This is a genomic window from Deinococcus grandis (genome assembly GCF_001485435.1).
GTDB classification, from domain to species: Bacteria; Deinococcota; Deinococci; order Deinococcales; family Deinococcaceae; genus Deinococcus; species Deinococcus grandis.
In genome coordinates this window covers 2,918,225-2,936,269 of sequence record NZ_BCMS01000001.1, presented here as the reverse complement: position 1 = coordinate 2,936,269, position 18,045 = coordinate 2,918,225, and the positions used below count along the sequence as shown (strand labels likewise).

The window sequence follows — 18,045 nt, the reverse complement described above, 5'->3', positions numbered from 1 at the left end:
CCTGCCGAACGGCAATCGGGCCTCTCAACGCCACCGACCGCCCCACGTCACACCGGCGTCCCACGCGGCGGGACGACCCGGGCGGTCTGAACCCGGTTCAGATCGGGCCTCCACAGAAAAAACAAAACAAAGAGGAGCCAGCGCGGCTCCCCTCCCACACGCCAGCTCTGCTCAGCGGCTGCGTTCGATCTCACGGACCGCCAGCCGTTCCAGCGCGTCGCGGGCGTCCCCGGCGGGCAGGGCGCGCAGGGCGTCCACCGCCAGCCATGCCCGGCGGCGCACCTCGGCGCGGGTCGCCTCGAAGGCCCCCTCCTGCGCCGCCAGCGCCTGCACGCGCGCCACGTCCCCCTCGTGCGAGGCGCGGCGTTCCAGCACGTCCCGCACCTCGTCCCCGTGCGGCCCGTCTAGCAGGTGCAGCAGCGGGTACGTCGCCTTGCCCTCGCGCAGGTCACCGCCCACCGGCTTGCCCAGCGTCGCCTCGTCCGCCGCGAGATCCAGCAGGTCGTCCTGCATCTGGAACGCCATGCCGTACTCCAGCCCGAAGGTCGCCAGCGCCTCCCGCTGCGCCGCCGTCGCGCCCAGCAGCACCGCCGGGGCCTCGGCGGCCAGCTGCGTCAGCGCCGCCGTCTTCCCGTGAATGACCGTCAGGTAATGCTCGTGCGCGTACTCCTGGTACGCCGCCACCTGGAACTGCAGTACCTCGCCCTCGCAGATCACGCTGGCCGTCTCGCCGAACATGCGGGTCAGGGCCGCGCCGCCCGGCATGCCGGACAGCAACCCCAGCAGCCGCGCCAGCATGAAATCGCCACTCATGACGCTCACCACGTTCCCGAAGCGCCGGAACGCCGCCTGCTGCCCCCGGCGCGTGTCCGCGTCGTCGATCAGGTCGTCGTGTAGCAGTGACGCCGAGTGCAGCAGTTCCACGCACACGCCCAGGTCGCGCACGGCGGCCCAGTCCGCGCGGGCCGGGCTGGCGCCGAGCACCTGCGCCGCGAGCAGCGCGATCATCGGCCGGACCCGCTTGCCGCCCGCCGCGACCAGATCGTCGCCGATCAACTCGATGAATTCCACCCGCGAGCGCAGCACCTCGCGCAGCCGCGCTTCGAACGCCGCATCCGGCAGGCCGAGGGTGAGAAGGCCAGTCATGCGCGCAGTATAGGGACGCGGCGGGCAGCCAAACGTACCACCCCCCCCAGCTTCCGCCCCGGGATGAAGGCTCCCGCAGCGCCGTGAGCGCTTTGTCCCTCGCAGCGCACACGCTCCTCATGCTACAAAGCAGGGTATGGAAAGTGTCGTTGCTCTCTTCCGCGAACCCCAGCAGGCGCAGGGGGCGTTGCAGACCCTGCTGCAGCGCGGCTTTGACCGTGACCACCTCGGCTTTGCCCTGACGGACGTCGTCGCGCAGGAGGACATCGCCCAGCAGACCGGCGTCAGCCCCGAAGCCGGGCAGCCCGCCGGGTCCGCCGCCGTCCTCAAGGGCGCGTGGCTGGGCATCCTGGGCGGCCTCGTGCTGACCGTGCCCATCTGGCTGCTGCTGCTCATCATTCCCGTCACCCGAATCTACGCCCACGGCGGCGTGCTGGGCATCCTGTTCGGCGTGATCGGCGGCGGAGCCCTGGGCGGCCTGTTCGGCGCGCTGGCGGGCAGTGACCACGGCGACTTCGTGAACCTGCTGCGCCGCATGGGCGTGCCCGCCGAGCAGGCCGAGAAGTTCTACGGCGGCATGAAGGGCGGCCACGTCATGGTCATCGCGCGCGACCCCAGCGGCCAGCGCGCCGACGAGGCCCTGAGCGTCATGCGCAAGCACGGCGCCGTGAAACTGGAAGACGCCGTGGGCGCCGGGCAGCTCCAGAGCGAACGCCACTGACGCCCTGCTTCACCCACGCGGCCCGCGACCCGGTACCCCCGGCGCGGGCCGCCCCCGTTGGACCGGCCGGGCAGGGGAGAGGCAAGAGCGCTGTCAGACAGCCACAGCTACACTGGAACGCATGTTCGGTCGCCGCGTCCCCCCCCACATCGTGTTCGCCTTCAGCCTGCTCCTGGCCGCGCTGTGCGCCTGGGCCGCCGTCGCCGCCCTGACGGGCGACCGGATCGTCTGGGGCGTGCTGGCCGCCGTGTTCGCCGTGTGGTTCACCGTGGACGCCTTCCGCTCCTACGGCTGGGCGCAGGCGAAGAAACGCGCCGAGGCCGAGAAACGCGCCCAGAACCACCCGAACCTCAAGTAAGCCCCCGGCGCACCCAGAAGCGCATCGGCTTGGGCGTGTCCCGCGCCTCGCCCAGATCAGGCCAGGACAGCGCCACATGCAGGTCCGGGCGTTCCACGTACCCGCGCGCCGCCCAGAAGGCATGCAGGGGCCGGTACGGCTGCGGCCGCAGCGGATGATCCTCCGGGCGCTGCACGGCGCAGAAGGCCGTCACACCCAGGCCCAGCGCGCGGGCGTGCGCCTCGCGCCCGTCGAAGAAGGCGTGGCCCAGCCCGCGCCCCCGGTACTCGGGCAGCAGGACGCTCTCGCCGAGGTACAGCACGTCCCGCTCGTCGAACCCGGACCCCGCGAACGGCGCGCGGATCTCGCCTGTTTCCTGCGTCAGCGGCAGGGCGCTGCTGGCCCCCACCACCCGCCCGCCGTCCCGCGCGAGGAGCACCACGGCGTCCGGCGCGTCCAGGTACGTGCGCAGGTAGGCCTCCTCGTACGCGGGGCTACCCTCGTACAGGTACGGGAACTCTCGGAATACCGTGATCCGCAGCCGCGCCAGATCGGCGATGAACGGCGCCAGGTCCGCGCCGCCCACCGCCTCGACCCTCAGGGTCAAGCACCCACCTGCCGGGACCAGTCCGCGAGGTTGTAGTAGTTCGTGACCCGCGCGATCTGCCCGCCACGCACCTCGAAGAACGCCCCGACCGGCAGCACGTACCGCTGCCCACGCGCCTCGGGCAGGCCCGGATCGGTGCGCAGGTACTCCCCGTGAATCACGAACTCCGCGCTGGCCCGCGCGCCGTCCGGGGTGCTCATGACGACCAGGTCGCGCGCCTGCTCCCGGTAGTGGGCGTCCATCTTCGCCAGGAACGCCCGGAAGGCCTCCAGGCCCAGTTGCGTCTCGCCTTCATTGATGTCGTGGCGCACGTCACCGCTCAGGAGGGCCAGCATGCCCGCGGAATCGGCGGCGTTGAACGCGGCGTAGTACTGCTCGATCAGCTTCACTGTGGACTCCATGCGCGCAGCATAGAGTCCACCGACACCACCAGAAACGCGCGGCGGCCCACAGTGCGGCCCGCTGCGTTCCCCCGGCAGTTCACAGGTCCTTCAGGCTTTGCGGGCCCACGGTTCATGAACTTCAGGCACCGTACAGGGAGTCGCCGCGCCGTTTCAGGCTCCGGCACGGATTCCCGCGCTTGACAGCGCCGGATCTGCTACTTTAGGAACACTTTATTCAGCAGTGAATCGTTTCACCCTGCCCGGGAAGCGGCCCAACTGGAGGAACCCACGCGTGAAAGCCCAGCGCTACATCATCACCCGCCCCTGCCTGCAGGACGGCAGCCTGCGCCTCCTCAAGTACCTCGAGGGCACGTTCCCCAGCGCCGGACCCGTCACGCTCGTCGACGACCAGGGCCATGAACACCCCGCCCAGGTGGACCTGACGGGCCGCCGCGTCACCGGGCTGGGCAGCCTGTACCACGCGCAGAACCTCGGCGTGAACGACGTCCTGATGATCACGCCCATCCAGCCCGGCCGGTTCCAGGTGGAATCGATCGTCAAGCCCCACGCGCCGCCCCCCGCCCCGCGCCGGGACGCGCCGAAGAAACCCGAGACGCGCCGCGTGGTCGTCGCGTCCACCCCCCACGTGCGCGAGGTGCGCCTCCAGGAGGTCCGGCCCGCGCTGAACACCGCGCCCGTCGGCGAGACCCAGCGCACCCCCGACGCCCGCCCCGAGACGGCCCGGCCCGAAACGGCCCGAGCTGCCGAGGCCCAGCGCCCCGCCGAGGCCCAGCGCCGCGCCGACCCGGCCCGCGAACCCGCCGCCCAGAAGGCGCAGCCCGACCGGGTGGAACCCAGCCGCGCCGAATCCGGTCGTGCAGAACCCAGCCGTGTCGAACCCAGCCGCACCGAGACTGGCCGCGCCGACACTGGCCGCGTCACCGCCCGCCCCGCCGCGGCGGCCAGCAGCCCCGCCGCGGCCGTGACGGTCCGTCCCCTGGACGTCCGCTTCGACGCCCCGGTCCGCAGCGCCCCCCCGGCGACCGCGCCCGCCCCGCTGAACCTGCGGGACGACGCGGCGAACCTCGCGGAACTCGCCCGCCTGACCGGGTACCGCCTGGAGGACCTGGGCAGCGGCGTGCTGCGCCTGAACGCCGAACTGGGCGCCCACAGCTACGCCGTGCTGATCGCCACGAGCGAGGCCGCCGTGCGCGCCGACGCCTGGAAGGAACGCGCCGACTACTGCGTCCTGCTGACCAGTGAAGCCGACCGCGCCGTGAACACCCCCCGCCTGACCCGCGAGGCCCTGGAAGCCCTGATCGACCACGCGCAGCTGGCGCCGCTGTCCACCGTGGACCTGCGCGGCTACTGGAAGGCGGGCAGCGTGGACCTGGAAGCTGCCGCGAGCGTCGCGGAACTCGTGGGCGCGCACCTCGCGCAGCGCGGCGCGTTCAGCGCGGTCCTGCTGACCCTGGCGCAGCAGCCCGCGCACTCGCTGGTCAGCGTGCAGCGTCTCGCCGAGCGGCTGGGCAGCGGCGTGAACTACGCCGAGCTGGGCGGCATTCTCGACACGCTGACCCGCGCGCCCTTCCTGGCCCTGACGCCCCTGCCCGGCGGGCAGTACCTGCTGCGCAGCGGCGTGTCCGACCTGCTGCTGGAACTCGCCGAGTACGCCGACGGCCTGCGCCGCCGCATGCGCGCCCCCACCCGCGAGGCCGTTCCCGCCTGAACGCGGCCCTCAACCCCCACGCCGGACACGGTCCGGCCCCGCACCGCGCCCCTACACTGGCGCGGTGCCCGCTTTGAGTGCCGACCTTCCCGACCTGCGCGCCGCGCTGCTGGCGTGGTTCGACCGGCAGGGCCGCGACCTGCCCTGGCGCCAGGGCCCCGAGGGACAGCGCGACCCGTACCGAGCCTGGGTGGCCGAGGTGCTGCTGCAGCAGACGCAGGTGGCGCGCGGCCTCGGCTACTACCAGCGGTTCCTGACAGCCTTCCCCACCGTGCAGGCCCTGGCGGACGCCCCGCTGGCCGACGTCCTGAAAGCCTGGGAGGGCTGCGGCTACTACGCCCGCGCCCGCAACCTGCACCGCGCCGCACAGGTGATCGCGCAGCAGGGCTTCCCGGAGGCGTACGGCGGGTGGCTGGCCCTGCCCGGCGTGGGCCCCTACACCGCCGCTGCCCTGAGCAGCCTCACCCTGAACGAGACGCGCGCCGTGAACGACGGCAACGTCCGCCGCGTCCTGGCCCGCCTGCACGCCGAACCCCAGCCCACGCCCCGCTGGGTGCAGGCCCAGGCCGACGCCCTGCTCGACCCGGCGCGGCCCGGCGCCTGGAACGAGGCCGTCATGGACCTGGGCGCCACCGTCTGCACCCCCAGACGACCGCAGTGCGGCGACTGCCCCCTCAGCCCCTGGTGCGCCGCGCGGGTCAGCGCTCAGCCCACGGCCTATCCTGCCCCGAAGGCCCGCCCGGTCGTCCAGGAGGTCCGCGCCGTCGCCGTCCTGATCGGCACGCCGCAGCAGGCCGTCCTGGAACAGCGTGAAGGGGCGCTGCTGGGTGGGCTGTGGGGCCTCCCGGCCCAGCCCTACGACCCGGCCCGGCCGAGTGCGCAGGCGCAGGCCCTGCGGGACCTGTGCGCGCGCCTGCACGCCACGCCCGGCGACCCGCTGGGCGAGGTCACGCACGCCATGACGCACCGCCGCGTGATCTGGCAGGTGTACGCCGCAACCGGTGGGCCTCCCCCTACCGACGTGCGCGGCGCCCCCCTGTCCCGCCTGGACCACAAGGCCCTGAGCCTCGCGCAGGCGCGCGCCGACTCGCTGTTCACCTGACCCGCCCCAGTGGACCCCTGAAATACCACCTGTCAGAAGCCTGTGACGTCTGCCCGTCCGCGCCGCGCGCCGTCCTGCTTTCGACCGACGCGGCGTTTCGGGCAGGGGGTAGACTGTCCGGGTGAAGTCGCCTGCCCCCGCCACGATCATCCTCCGAACCGCCCAGACCATCCGGAACCGGGTTCGCGGGGCGCTGGTGTGGGGTTACGAGCAGCGTCTCTCCCGCGAGGTCCGCGCGCACGGCCGCCTGCCGCAGCACCTGGGCCTGATCCTCGACGGGAACCGCCGCTTCGCGCGCGCCAGCGGCCTGCAACGCGAACTGGGCCACTCCATCGGCGCGGACAAGGCCCACGAGGTGCTGCAGTGGTGCCTGGAACTCGGCATTCCCGCCGCGACCATCTGGGTGCTGTCCACCGACAACAAGGGCCGCGACCCGCAGGAACTCGCGCACATCCTCTCCCTGCTGGAGAAAGAAGCCCGCGCGCTGGCCACCGACCCACGCATCCACGCCAACCGCGTGCGCGTGCGCGCCATCGGGCAGCACGACGGTTTCCCCGCGCACGTCCTGGCGGCCCTGAAGGACCTGGAAGCGAAGACCGCCCACTACGACGGCATGCGCCTGAACATCGCCGTCGGCTACGGCGGCCGCGAGGAGATCGTGGACGCCGTCAAGGCCCACCTGCAGGCGCAGGAGCGGGCCGGGCACACCCTGACGCAGGCCGCCGAGGCCCTCACGCCCGACCACATCAGCGCGCACCTGTACGCCGCGGACACCCCGGACCCGGACTTCATCATCCGCACCAGCGGCGAGATCCGCCTGTCCGGCTTCATGCTCTGGCAGAGCGTCTATTCCGAGTACTACTTCTGCGACGTGTACTGGCCCGGCTTCCGCCGCGTGGACTTCCTGCGCGCCCTGCGCGACTACCAGGGCCGCGACCGCCGCTTCGGCCGCTGAGGCACGGGCTGCAGCACCGGCCTGACCCCCGACGGCGCGGCCGGGCCCACGACGCTGTGTGCGGCCCCCCCCCGCGCCCTGCCCGCCGGGCACGCCGGCGCAGCGTGGACGCGGAGCGGATCAGGGCGGCCGGTGCGGCCGGACAGGAGCGGCCAGACGTTGCCCCCACCGGGGGCACTCGTGAACCTGCTTGCCCGCAGGCCAGACGTGCGCTAGCGCCGGACGTAATGTGAAATTTACCGTATACGACGGCAAAACCCGCGGGGGTATGATGGACACGCTCCCTGAACGGTATCTCTCGTCTCCCACGGCGTCCCCCGGACCTCCGGGTTGTGTAAGCGGGCAGTAAGAGCAGCGTTCTTACCCTTTCCTCAGTTCTGGTGAACGGAACACGGGGCCAAGCAGTGGCCCGCCTGGAAGGAGAAGCACATGAAGCTCAAGTTCGCCCTGATGATCACGCTCGCCGGCGCCGCAGCGGCCCAGACAGCCAGTCCGGTCAGCCTGAACCTGGTCATGTCGCTGGTGAAGACCGTCAAGGTGGACGGCAAGACCACCGAGCAGTTCGCTCCCAGCCCCAAGACCGTCCTACCCGGCGACGTGATCCGCCAGGTCGTCACGGTCCGCAACAGCGGCGGCCGGGCCCTGAAGAACGTGCCCGTGACGCTGCCCGTCCCCAAGAACACCCGTTACCTCGCGCCGGAGAAGGGCCTGGACGACGTCCGCGCCGAATTCTCCATCGACCAGGGCAAGACCTTCGCTGCCGCTCCCCTCATGAAGAAAGTGACCGTCACGGAAAACGGCCGCAGCGTCGTGAAGGAGGTGGAGGTGAAGCCCAGCGAGTACACCACCGTCCGCTGGACCGTCAGTGAACTCGGCGCGGACCAGACCCTGAAACTCGGCTACCGCATCCAGGTCAAGTAACCGTTCACCCCGCCCCACCTACCCTCGCCGTCCCACCCGGAGGAACCCCATGAAAAAGTCCCACCTGCTCGTCCTGATGGCCGCCCTGGCCGCCGGCACCGCCGCCGCTGAAGGTACCGTCGCCGGCACCACCATCGAGAACACCGCCAGCGCCAGCTTCCAGGATCCCGCCAACGCCGGCACCACCCTGACCAGCACCTCCAACACCGTCAGCACCACCGTGCTGCCCCTGCCCGGCTTCGACATCGTGTACACCAACGCCACGGCCGACAGCAACACCATCAGCACCACCCCGATCCTGACCACCGGCGCCGTCCCCGGCCAGAAGATCACCACCGGGTACTCCGTGCTGAACAACGGCAACGTGACCCTGACCGTGAACCTCGCCGCGGACGTCACCGGCGCCGCCAGCGGGCAGACCGTGCAGTACTTCCTGGACGCCAACGGTGACGGCGTGGCCGACAGCGCCACCCCCATCACCAGCGTCATCGTGCCCGTGGACGACCCCAGCACCCCCGCCGACGAGGGCATCGTGAAGATCATCCAGGTCATCACCCTGCCCACCGACCCGGCCCTGATCACGCCCAGCAGCATCTTCGGCGCGTCCCCCGAGGGCACCGTCACCGGCACCGCCGGCGCCGATCCGCTCGTCACGCCCGGCAACGGCTACGCCAGCGGCACCACCGTCTACGAGGACGGCAAGGCCATGGACGCCGACCTGCAGTTCGTGCGCATCACGGTGTTCGCCCCCGCGCTGGACAACAACCCCAACACCAACCCCGGCACGCCCGTGGACAGCGCCGGTAACCCCATCACCAACCCGGCGCTGGTGCCCCCCAGCCAGACCGTGCAGATCCCCACGGAAACCACCGGGAAGACCGGCGACGCCACGCCCGTGGTGCCCACCACCGGCTACATCACCCCCGGCGCGCCCGCTGGCGACCCCACCCCCGGCGGCACGCCCATCGTGCCCAACGTGGCGGGCGACATCCAGATCGCCTACCCCAAGGCCGACGCCAACCCCAACCCCGACACCGTGGTGTTCTCGAACAACCTGACGAACACCAGCGGCGCGACCGACAAGGTGCAGCTGTTCCCCGCCCTGGCCGACGGCACCCCAGACCCCGCCTACACCTACGACCCGGCCACCGGCACCTTCACGAACGCCACCACCGGTGTCGTGATCCGCTTCCTGGACCCCGTGACCGGCGCGGCCATCCTGGCCTCCACCGACCCGAACAACCCCACCGCCGCGGTGTACCCCACCGTGACCGTGCCCTCGGGCAGCACCGTCGTGTACCGCACGGAAGTCACCTACCCCGACCCCGACGACAGCGCCCTGATCGCCCCGGTCACCGTGAAGATCGGCGCGGACTCCCTGAAGGACGCCGCGATCGTGTCCGACAGCACCACCACCAACACCATCCTGCCCCCCTCGGCGCAGTTCGGTGACGCCACCGGCACCCTGGGCGCCGTCAGCACCCCCAACCCGATCCAGACCGTCAACCCCGGCGGCACCCAGAGCGGCGTGGCCAGCCCCGACCTGAGCGACGCGACCGCCGTCTTCCCGATGGACGTCGTGAACAACGGCCAGTACAACGACAGCTACACCCTGAGCGGCAGCGTCACCCTGAACCTGGTCGGCGGCGGCACCGTCACCGTGCCGGTCCTGTACTACGCCCCGGACGGCTCGCTGCTGCCCCGCGTCAGCAACGATCCCGCCAGCCCCGACTACAACAAGTTCATCACGCCCGTCATCGCCCCCGGCACCGAGTACAAGCCCTACGCGGTCGTGCAGGTCCCGGCCGGCACGCTGACCGGTGACTACACCGTCACGCAGAACGCCGTCGGGAACTACAGCACCATCCCGATGACCGACACCAACAACGTCATCCGCGTCGCGCCGGACGGGAACGTCGCCGTCGCCAAGTTCGTCGCCAAGAGCGGCGTGACCGCCGCCAGCAACCCCGTCAACGGCATTGACAACCCCGCCAACTTCACCTCGACCGGCGCGACCGGCGCCAAGCCCGCCGAGGACATCACCTACCGCATCATCGCGAAGAACAACTACAACACCACCATCAGCAACTTCTTCCTGAGCGACACCGTGCCCGCGAACACCCTGTTCAAGAGCATCCAGCTGCTGGACGCCAGCGGCACCGTGATCAGCACCAACGTCATCTACAAGGTCGGCAGCGGCGCCTGGGGCACCACCGCCCCCGCCGCCGGCCTGGCCAACCCCAGCGTGATCTACATCGCCCTGGACGCCAACGGCGACCTGATCCCCGACGCGCTGGCCCCCGCCACCACCCTGAGCGCCGAGTTCGTGGTCACCGTCAAGTAATCCCGAAGGGGCGCGCCCTGCCTGAGCGCAGGGTGCGCCCTCTGCACAACAACAGAAACCATATTTGAACCCCCGCACATTTGAGTGCGCCGCCCCACCCACCGCACTGCAGGTGCGCCCCAGAGGAGCCCACCGTGAACCGAGTCCTGACCATGAGCGCCCTGCTCGCCCTGAGCACCACCACCCAGGCCCTGACCCCCGCCGGAACCGAGATCATCAACCAGGCCAGCGCCGAGTACATCGCCCCGGAGTCCATGACGCCCAGCACCGCGGTGTCCAACGTGATCCGCACGGTCGTGCAGGCCGTCTGCTCGGTCAGCGTCACCCCGGACGGCACGGTCGCGCAACCCGGCCAGAGCGCCGCGCTGCTGCCCGGCGAGGGCGCAATCTTCACGTACACGGTCGTGAACACCGGCAACACCACCGAAGCCTTCCCCGTCGCGGTCCAGCAGGAGGCCGGGACCATCAAGCCCGGCACGCGCGTCGTCCACGACCGCAACGGCAACGGCCGCGCCGACGCGGACGAACCCGCCGTGACCAGCGTCACCCTCGCGCCGGAAGCGCGCGCGCAGCTGCTGCTGGTCGTGGCGGCCAGCGCCGCGCAGGGCGACGCGTACCTGAACCTCGTCAGCTCCTGCGCGGGCGGCGAGAACCGCGACGCGAACAACGTCAGCGTCGTCCGCGTCGGCCCACCCCCCGTGCTCGGCGTCCAGAAGACCTTCAGCCCCGCCCTGGTCCGCCCCGGCACGGAAACCACCGTGACCGTCACCACCAGCAATGCGGGGCAGGGCGAGAGCCGCGAGGTCATCCTGACCGACCTGCTGGCCGAGCAGATCGCGCGCGGCCTGAGCTTCGTGCCCGGCAGCGCCCGCACGAACGTCGGCACCCTGGAATACACCACCGACGGGACCACCTGGAGTGCCGCCGAGACCGCCCCGGTGCGCGGCGTGCGCGTGCGCGTCCCCAGCCTCGCGCCCGGCGCGAGCGTCCAGCTGACCTTCCGGATGCTGGCCGGCGCCGCCGCCGAGAACCAGCAGTTCGTGAACACCGCCACCGCCCAGACCGGCCAGGACCAGACCAGCGGCAGCGCCACGGCCGACGTCCGCTACCAGCCGGCCGTCGCCATCGGCCCGGTCGGCACCCCCGAGGCGCCCGAAGCTACCCCCGCCGACCAGCAGAGCAAACCCTTCGCGGTCGCCGGGCAGCAGGTGTGCTTCGACCACACCGCCAAGAACACCGGCGACGTGCAGGACAACTACCGCGTGACCGTCACCTACCCGCAGGGCGGCGCGACCGCCACGCTGTACGGCGAGAACGGCCAGCCGCTCGTCCAGCCCCTGACCCTCGCGCCCGGCCAGACGGCCTTCGTGCGGGTGTGCTACGACGCGCAGCCCGGCGGCCTGAACGCCCTGATCACCATCCAGGGCGACCGCGGCACCAGCAACACCACCAGCGACGTGATCGGCAGCGTGCAGGGCGGCCTGCCAGAACTCCGCAAGAGCTACGTCGCCACCGCCAGGAACGAGCAGGGGCAGCCAGTCCCCATTCCCGACGGCGGCACCGTCTCGGTCGGGGACACCATCACGTACACCCTGACGATCCGCAACCCGTACACGCTGCCCCTGACGAACGTGGTCGTCACCGACCCCATCCCCGCGCACCTCGACGCGACCGACGTGGACCAGGGCGGCGTGCTCAGCGGCGCGCTCGGCGCGCAGACCGCCACCTGGAACCTCGGCACGCTGAACCCCGGCGAGAGCCGCAGCCTGACCATCGTCACGACCGTCAGCGCCCGCGCCGTGGACGGCGAGGCCCTGAAGAACACCTTCAACCTCGTCAGCACCGAACTGCCCCGCCCGCTGCCCAGCAACGAAGTCCAGACGCCCGTCTGGAGCGCCAAGCTGCTCATCGAGAAGACCGTCAGCGCCCCCGAAGCCACCTACGGCGACAAACTGACCTACACCCTGAAGATCACCAACCAGTCCGCCACGACCGCCATCAGCGACGCCACCGTGACCGACACCCCCGCCCGCGGCCTGGAGTACGTCCCCGGCACGAGCACCCTGGGCGGCAAGCCCCTGGCCGACCCGGCCATCACCGCCGGCGTCCTGGCCTGGCAGGCCGGACAGATCCCCGCCGGGCAGAGCATCACCATCACCTACCAGACCCGCGTGACCCCCGAGGCGACCGGGCAGCTGGTGAACACCGTCATCGTCAGCGGCAAGGGCGCCGGGGGCGTGGCGCGCGCCATCGCCAGCAACCGCGCCACCGCCACCACCAAACTCAACCCCCTGAAATTCTCCCCGCTGGCCGACATCGTCGGCACGGTCTTCGTGGACCGCAACCGCAACGGCCTGTTCGACCCGCTGCTCGACCTGCCGGTCCCGCGCGCCCGCGTGCTGCTCGCCGGGGGCCGCGAGGTCCTCACCGACACCCGGGGCCGCTACGCCTTCCCGAACGTCCCCACCGGCACGCACGCCCTGCGCCTGGACCCCAACACCACCCCCTACCCGCCCCTGCACGTCCCGCAGGACCGCGGCCTGAGCGGCACCCAGAGCGTGTTCGTGCGCGGCCTGACGAGCGTGGACTTCCCGCTGGCCCCACTGGGCGGCCAGGTCGACGCGCTGCGCCGCACCACCCTGACCGTCGGCGACGTCCGCCTGGACAAGGCCGTGTACGCCGTCGACGGCGGGTACGTCGTCACGCTGCGCCTGACCACCCCGCGCCGCCTGGACAGCCTGACCCTGACAGATCCCTTACCGCAGGGCGCCGTCCTGAAAGAAGGCAGAAATATTCACACGGGTACCGTAGACGCAGGTGAACTGAACCTCACCTACCGCTTCGACTGGACGGGCGAGCCACGGGCCGCCACCACCGATCCAGATCTGAGCTGGAGGTACTGAACGTGCAACCGGACTTCAAGCGCATCGCCACGACCCTCTCGGCCCTGCTGGCCGTGAGCGTCCCAGCCGGCGCACAGGACATCAGCACCAGCCTGCCCCTCACCACCGTCGGCGACCGCCTGATGTGGACCGTGGGCGACCAGGACCTGAACCTGGAAGTCCCGCTGGACGGCCCCGTGCGGCTCGAACTGTACAGCCCGCGCCTCGACCAGAGCGACTACCGCGCCGACACCTACTACGGTGACGAGCAGTACGACGCCAACCGCAGCCAGGTCGCCACCACCTTCACCGTGCTGCGCGAGGACGGCATCACCCTGCTGCAGCGGACCTTCACGCCCGGCCAGCACGACTGGGAAACCCTGCTCGACCAGGACCTCCCCGCCGGGCGATACCGCATCCGCGCCGCCACCAGCGGCAACGGCAAGAACACCTTCGCGATCCGCCTCGCGGGCATCAGCGCCGAAGTGAACGCCGACCAGATCAGCGTCAACGTCCACTCCCGCGAGTGGGTCCCGGCCGTGAACGTCACCACCGACGGCCGCACCCACACCCTGCGCATGTACGACGGCGACGGCCCCCAGGAGCTCCAGGCCCGCCTGCGCGACACCGAAGGCAACCTCTACCCCCTGCAGGTCAGCGCCGACCTGGCCTACACCGACCTGCCCCTGCCCGCCCGGGCCGGAACCTACACCGTCGAACTGCGCCAGCCGGCCACCGCCCGCCAGTTCAGCAACACCGTCGGCTTCGGCCTGATCCGCGCCGGGAGCCCCGCGCCCATCACCGTCGCCCGCGTCGACCAGACCGGCCTGCTGGGCGTCACCGCCGAACTGATCCTCCCCGGCGAGACCCGCCCCACCACCGCGCAGGTCACCGTCGGTAAGACCCCCGTGACGGTGAACGGCAGCTTCGAGCGCCGCGTCGTCGCCGGAACGTACCCCATCACCGCCGCGCCCGTCCCCGGCGCGCAGGTCAGCGTCAGCGGCGACATCACCGTCCCCCGCGACGGCCGGGGCGACACCCGCGTCCAGATCCGCCCCGACGTGAGCCTCGACCTGCAGACCGACAAGCTCGAGGTCTGCCAGGGCGACACCGTCACCCTGCGCGCCCGCGCGGCCACCGACTTCCAGGGCGACCTGCCCCTGAACCTCAGCCTGGACGTCCCCGGACTCGGCGATCGCCAGGAGAAGACCGGCACCCTGAACGCCGCGACCCCCGGCGAACTGAGCTTCACGGCCACCGCCACCCGCCCCGGCCCGCTGACCGTCACCGCCCGCCTGGCCCCCTGGAACCTGGAACGCCAGGTGCAGATCACCGTCCTGGCCGACAGCAGCGCCCTGCAACTGCAACGGACCGCCCCGGGCGCGGCCAGCGTCGGCGACGAGATCACTCTGGGCCTCACGCTGCGCAACACGGGGGACCAGCCCGTCACGTACCGCGTGCGCGACGACCTGCCCGCCGGACTCGAGGCGACCGGCAGCACCGAATTCACCGGCGTCCTCGCCCCCGGCGAGACCCGCACCCTGACCCACACCGCCCGCGTCACGCAGCCCGGCACGCACACCCTGACCGCCCGCGTCGGCACCGACCGCTGCGCCGCCACCCAGACGACCTCCGCGCAGATCCAGGTCCAGGCACCCCAGCCTGAAGACCCCACGCCCGCCCCGCAGGCCCAGCGCAGCAGCAGCGTCACCCTGCCCTTCGACGCGCCCGCCCAGGCCAGCGAACTCGTGATCGCCCACGCACTCCCCACCGGCGCGCAGTACGTGCCCGGCAGCGCCCGCCTGAACGGCCAGCCGCTCGCCGACCCGCTGCGCGGCCCCAGCGGCACCCTGTACTGGACCCTGCCCGGCGCCGCCCAGCGCGCAGGCACCGCCGTGCCCGGCACCATCACCTACGACCTGAGCCACACCGGCACCCTGGGCGAACTGCCCGCCCCCGCCCTGCTCGCCCGCTACAAGGGTGAACGCAGCGAGGTCCTCCAGGGCCGCGTGGACGACGCCGACCTGCGCGCCGCCCGCCCCCTGGGCAGCGCCCAGACCACCCTGAGCGAGAACCCGGGCGCCATCAAGTTCCCCCTGCAGGGCAGCCTGATCCGCATCCGCGACCGCATCAACATCACCGTCGAAGTGCCCCAGGGCGCCGCGCAACCCCTGACCGTCAACGGCCAGGTCGTCAGCGAGGACCGCGTCGGCGAGACCACCACCGACCCCACCCGCGGCGTGCGCCGCCTCACCTACGTCGGCATTCCCCTCCGGGCGGGCCTGAACACCCTGCAACTCGGCGCGGACACCGTCACCGTGCAACTGGTCGGCACCACCGCCCGCACCGAGATCACCCCCGTCACCCTGACCGCCGACGGCGCCACCCCCATCCGCCTGAAGATCCGCACCCTGGACGCCAGCGGCAACCCCACCGGACAGGCCAGCGTCACCCTGACCAGCAACCTCGAACCCCTCGCGCCCGACGCCAACCCCGGCGAGAGCGGCTACCAGGTGCACCTGGACAACGGTGAAGGCGAACTGGTCCTGCAACCCCAGTCCGCCCCCACCACCCTGAAACTCCGGGTGCAGCAGGGCCAGGACATCCTGACCCGCAGCTTCGACATCCGCCCCGACGACAGCCGCGTCGGCGTCGGCATGATCAGCGCCACCCTGGGCCTCGACGGGAACCTGAACCTGAGTGACGACCTGACCTGGCAGGCCCGCGCCAGCCTGGAAACGCCCCTCGCCGGCGGCAAACTGTACGTCGCCGCCGACAAGGACGGCCTGCCCACCGAACAGGACACCCTCAAACGCTTCGCGGCCTTCGGGGACGCCAGCATCCAGAGCACCCCGCTGCAGGGTATCGACCCGGTCGCCGCCCGCTACGACCACCCCACCCTGCGCGCCGAGTACCGCCGCAGCAGCCTGCCCATCGACGTGCTGCCCGTCGGCGAACAGCTGACCGCCCTGACCGTCACCAGCAAGAGCAACCCCCAGCTCAGCGGCTTCGTCGCCCTGGTCCCCGAGGACCGCGCCCAGGACACCCTGACCCCCGAAGGCACCCGCCTGCTGCGCCTGAGCCGCGGCAACGTCGCCGAGGGCAGCGAAACCCTGGTCGTCCAGACCCTGGAACGCGACACCGGCAAACTGCTCGCCCAGCAGACCCTGGCCCGCAACGTCGACTACATCCTCGACACCCGCACCGGCATCATCACCCTGGCCCGCGCCCTGGACGACACCGACCCCAGCCTGAACGACATCCGCGTGCAGGCCACCTACCGCCTGAACAACCCCCTCGACCAGCGCCAGCTCGCCTACGGCGCCCAGATCAAATACCAGGCCGGACAGGCCACCATCGGCGCCGCCGCCATCAGCCTCGACGGGACCGTCACCGCCGGCGCCCGCGCCACCTACGACAACGGCACCACCCGCACCGACGGCCTCCTCGCGTACTCCGGCGGCCTCCAGGCCAGCGCCGACCTCAGCACCACCCTGGGCCGCAGCACCGTCCAGGCCCGCATCCGCTACCAGGACGGCCAGTACCGCGGCCTCGCGCCCATCGCGCCCGGCCTGAACGCCAACGCCAGCGTCACCACCCAGCACACCACCAGCCTCAGCAGCAGCGTCCAGACCGAATACCACAACACCCTCGGCACCGCCGCCAAGGACACCCAGGGCGGCAGCGTCACCGCCCGCGCCGACTACCGCCTCGCGCCCTTCAGCGTCGGCGCCGGCGTCAAGTACGCCTACGGCGACCAGTACGGCCTCGGCGCCGTCCTCAGCGCCGGGTACCACAACGCCCCCGTCGACGTGGACATCACCCACACCCAGCCCCTCGCGGGCGCCGCCGGCGGCAACCTCGACCCCATCACCACCGTCGCCACCCGCTACGCCATCACCGACACCATCACCCTCGGCGTCACCGACGAGATCAACTGGAAGACCGGCCAGCGCGCCATCCTCACCCTCGACAGCCGCCTGGGCAGCACCAACTACCAGGTCGCCTACGATCTCCCCACCGCAGGCGGCCAGGGCAACCGCGCCCGCTTCGGCGTCACCACCACCGTCGCCCTGAGCGACCAGCTCACCGCGGGCCTACGCGGCAGCGCCACCTACGCCATCACCACCCGCGAACCCCAGCTCGGCGCCGGGGTCGACCTGAACTACAAGACCCAGACCCTCAGCGCCACCACCGGCACCGACCTCACCTACAGCAACAAGGGCTTCGGCGTCGTCCTGCGCGGCGGCGTCAGCGGCAGCCTGGGCGACCACCTGACCCTCACCGCCGACGGCCTCGTCGAATTCGGCGCCGGCAAGAACGGCCAGCGCGCCGCCATCGGCTTCGCGTACCGCAACCGCACCTTCAACGCCCTCGGCAGCGCCCGCTACGTCAACGGCACCCTGGCCGGCAACCAGCCCGAACTCAGCAGCAACCTCGCCGTCGAATACCGCCAGCCCACCTGGGCCGTCCGCGCCGGACTCGACACCCGCACCCTCCTGAACGACCCCGGCAGCTTCACCGCGCAACTCGGCCTGAGCGGCACCTACTACCTCACCGACCGCATCGGCATCGGCGCCTGGGGCCGCGCCCTCACCCAGCCCGGCAGCGGCACCACCCAGTACGGCTACGGCCTCGAAGCCAGCGTCCGCGCCCTGCCCGGCACCTGGATCACCGCCGGGTACAACCCCCAGGGCTTCACCGGCATCGGCAACACCTACACCCGCCAGGGCGCCTACCTGCGCCTCGACCTGACCCTCGACGACACCGTGGGCAAGTAACCCCACCCGACAGGGAGAGGCGGCCCGCCCACGGCCGCACTCTCCCCTTTTTTTCCTCATGAGAACGCACTTTCTGCCACGTCCTGTAAGGCCCCCGCAAGACCCCGCACGCCACCATGAACCCCAGACTCCCGCCC

General features: G+C 71.6%; 12 protein-coding genes. 9 read left to right on the top strand and 3 right to left on the bottom strand.

Annotation, left to right across the window (positions count from 1 at the left end; all coding sequences use genetic code 11):
- Nucleotides 1-171: 171 nt before the first annotated feature.
- On the bottom strand, nucleotides 172-1,146 hold the full coding sequence (locus tag DEIGR_RS14130) for a polyprenyl synthetase family protein (RefSeq protein WP_058978221.1): 975 nt from the start codon (nucleotides 1,144-1,146) through the stop codon (nucleotides 172-174).
- Between the two features lie 136 nt (nucleotides 1,147-1,282).
- On the opposite strand from DEIGR_RS14130, the gene DEIGR_RS14125 reads away from it, so the two are divergent.
- Together DEIGR_RS14125 and DEIGR_RS14120 are read left to right on the top strand one after the other, a co-directional pair.
- Nucleotides 1,283-1,867, top strand: a complete 585-nt coding sequence (locus tag DEIGR_RS14125) for a general stress protein (protein WP_058978220.1) — start codon at nucleotides 1,283-1,285, stop codon at nucleotides 1,865-1,867.
- A 121-nt stretch (nucleotides 1,868-1,988) separates the two neighbouring features.
- On the top strand, nucleotides 1,989-2,225 hold the full coding sequence (locus tag DEIGR_RS14120) for a hypothetical protein (RefSeq protein WP_058978219.1): 237 nt from the start codon (nucleotides 1,989-1,991) through the stop codon (nucleotides 2,223-2,225).
- Here DEIGR_RS14120 and DEIGR_RS14115 read toward each other — a convergent pair.
- Nucleotides 2,218-2,811, bottom strand: a complete 594-nt coding sequence (locus DEIGR_RS14115) for a GNAT family N-acetyltransferase (RefSeq protein ID WP_058978218.1) — start codon at nucleotides 2,809-2,811, stop codon at nucleotides 2,218-2,220. The genes DEIGR_RS14120 and DEIGR_RS14115 overlap by 8 nt on opposite strands.
- On the bottom strand, nucleotides 2,808-3,212 hold the full coding sequence (locus tag DEIGR_RS14110) for a ketosteroid isomerase-related protein (protein ID WP_058978217.1): 405 nt from the start codon (nucleotides 3,210-3,212) through the stop codon (nucleotides 2,808-2,810). Before DEIGR_RS14110 ends, DEIGR_RS14115 begins: the two co-directional genes overlap by 4 nt.
- Nucleotides 3,213-3,486: 274 nt before the next feature.
- Here DEIGR_RS14110 and DEIGR_RS14105 point away from each other — a divergent pair, with 274 nt between their 5' ends.
- The 7 genes from DEIGR_RS14105 to DEIGR_RS14075 all read left to right on the top strand — a co-directional run bounded on the left by DEIGR_RS14105 (nucleotide 3,487) and on the right by DEIGR_RS14075 (nucleotide 17,908).
- Nucleotides 3,487-4,923 carry a hypothetical protein gene (locus tag DEIGR_RS14105; protein ID WP_058978216.1) on the top strand — a complete coding sequence of 479 codons (1,437 nt, stop codon included), beginning with the start codon at nucleotides 3,487-3,489 and terminating at the stop codon, nucleotides 4,921-4,923.
- A gap of 64 nt (nucleotides 4,924-4,987) precedes the next feature.
- Nucleotides 4,988-6,025, top strand: coding sequence for an A/G-specific adenine glycosylase (mutY, locus tag DEIGR_RS14100; protein ID WP_058978215.1), 1,038 nt, complete (start codon nucleotides 4,988-4,990; stop codon nucleotides 6,023-6,025).
- A gap of 121 nt (nucleotides 6,026-6,146) precedes the next feature.
- Complete coding sequence (locus DEIGR_RS14095; protein ID WP_236704754.1) at nucleotides 6,147-6,980, top strand: isoprenyl transferase; 834 nt, start codon at nucleotides 6,147-6,149, stop codon at nucleotides 6,978-6,980.
- 429 nt (nucleotides 6,981-7,409) lie between these two features.
- The gene (locus DEIGR_RS14090; RefSeq protein ID WP_058978214.1) at nucleotides 7,410-7,901 is read left to right on the top strand and encodes a DUF11 domain-containing protein; all 492 of its coding nucleotides are present in this window, start codon (nucleotides 7,410-7,412) and stop codon (nucleotides 7,899-7,901) included.
- A 49-nt stretch (nucleotides 7,902-7,950) separates the two neighbouring features.
- Nucleotides 7,951-10,245 carry a hypothetical protein gene (locus DEIGR_RS14085; protein ID WP_058978213.1) on the top strand — a complete coding sequence of 765 codons (2,295 nt, stop codon included), beginning with the start codon at nucleotides 7,951-7,953 and terminating at the stop codon, nucleotides 10,243-10,245.
- Between the two features lie 134 nt (nucleotides 10,246-10,379).
- On the top strand, nucleotides 10,380-13,148 hold the full coding sequence (locus tag DEIGR_RS14080; protein ID WP_322787161.1) for a DUF11 domain-containing protein: 2,769 nt from the start codon (nucleotides 10,380-10,382) through the stop codon (nucleotides 13,146-13,148).
- Nucleotides 13,149-13,150: 2 nt separating this feature from the next.
- Nucleotides 13,151-17,908: a DUF11 domain-containing protein gene (locus tag DEIGR_RS14075; protein ID WP_058978211.1), complete on the top strand. Its 4,758-nt coding sequence runs from the start codon at nucleotides 13,151-13,153 to the stop codon at nucleotides 17,906-17,908.
- Nucleotides 17,909-18,045 lie beyond the last annotated feature (137 nt).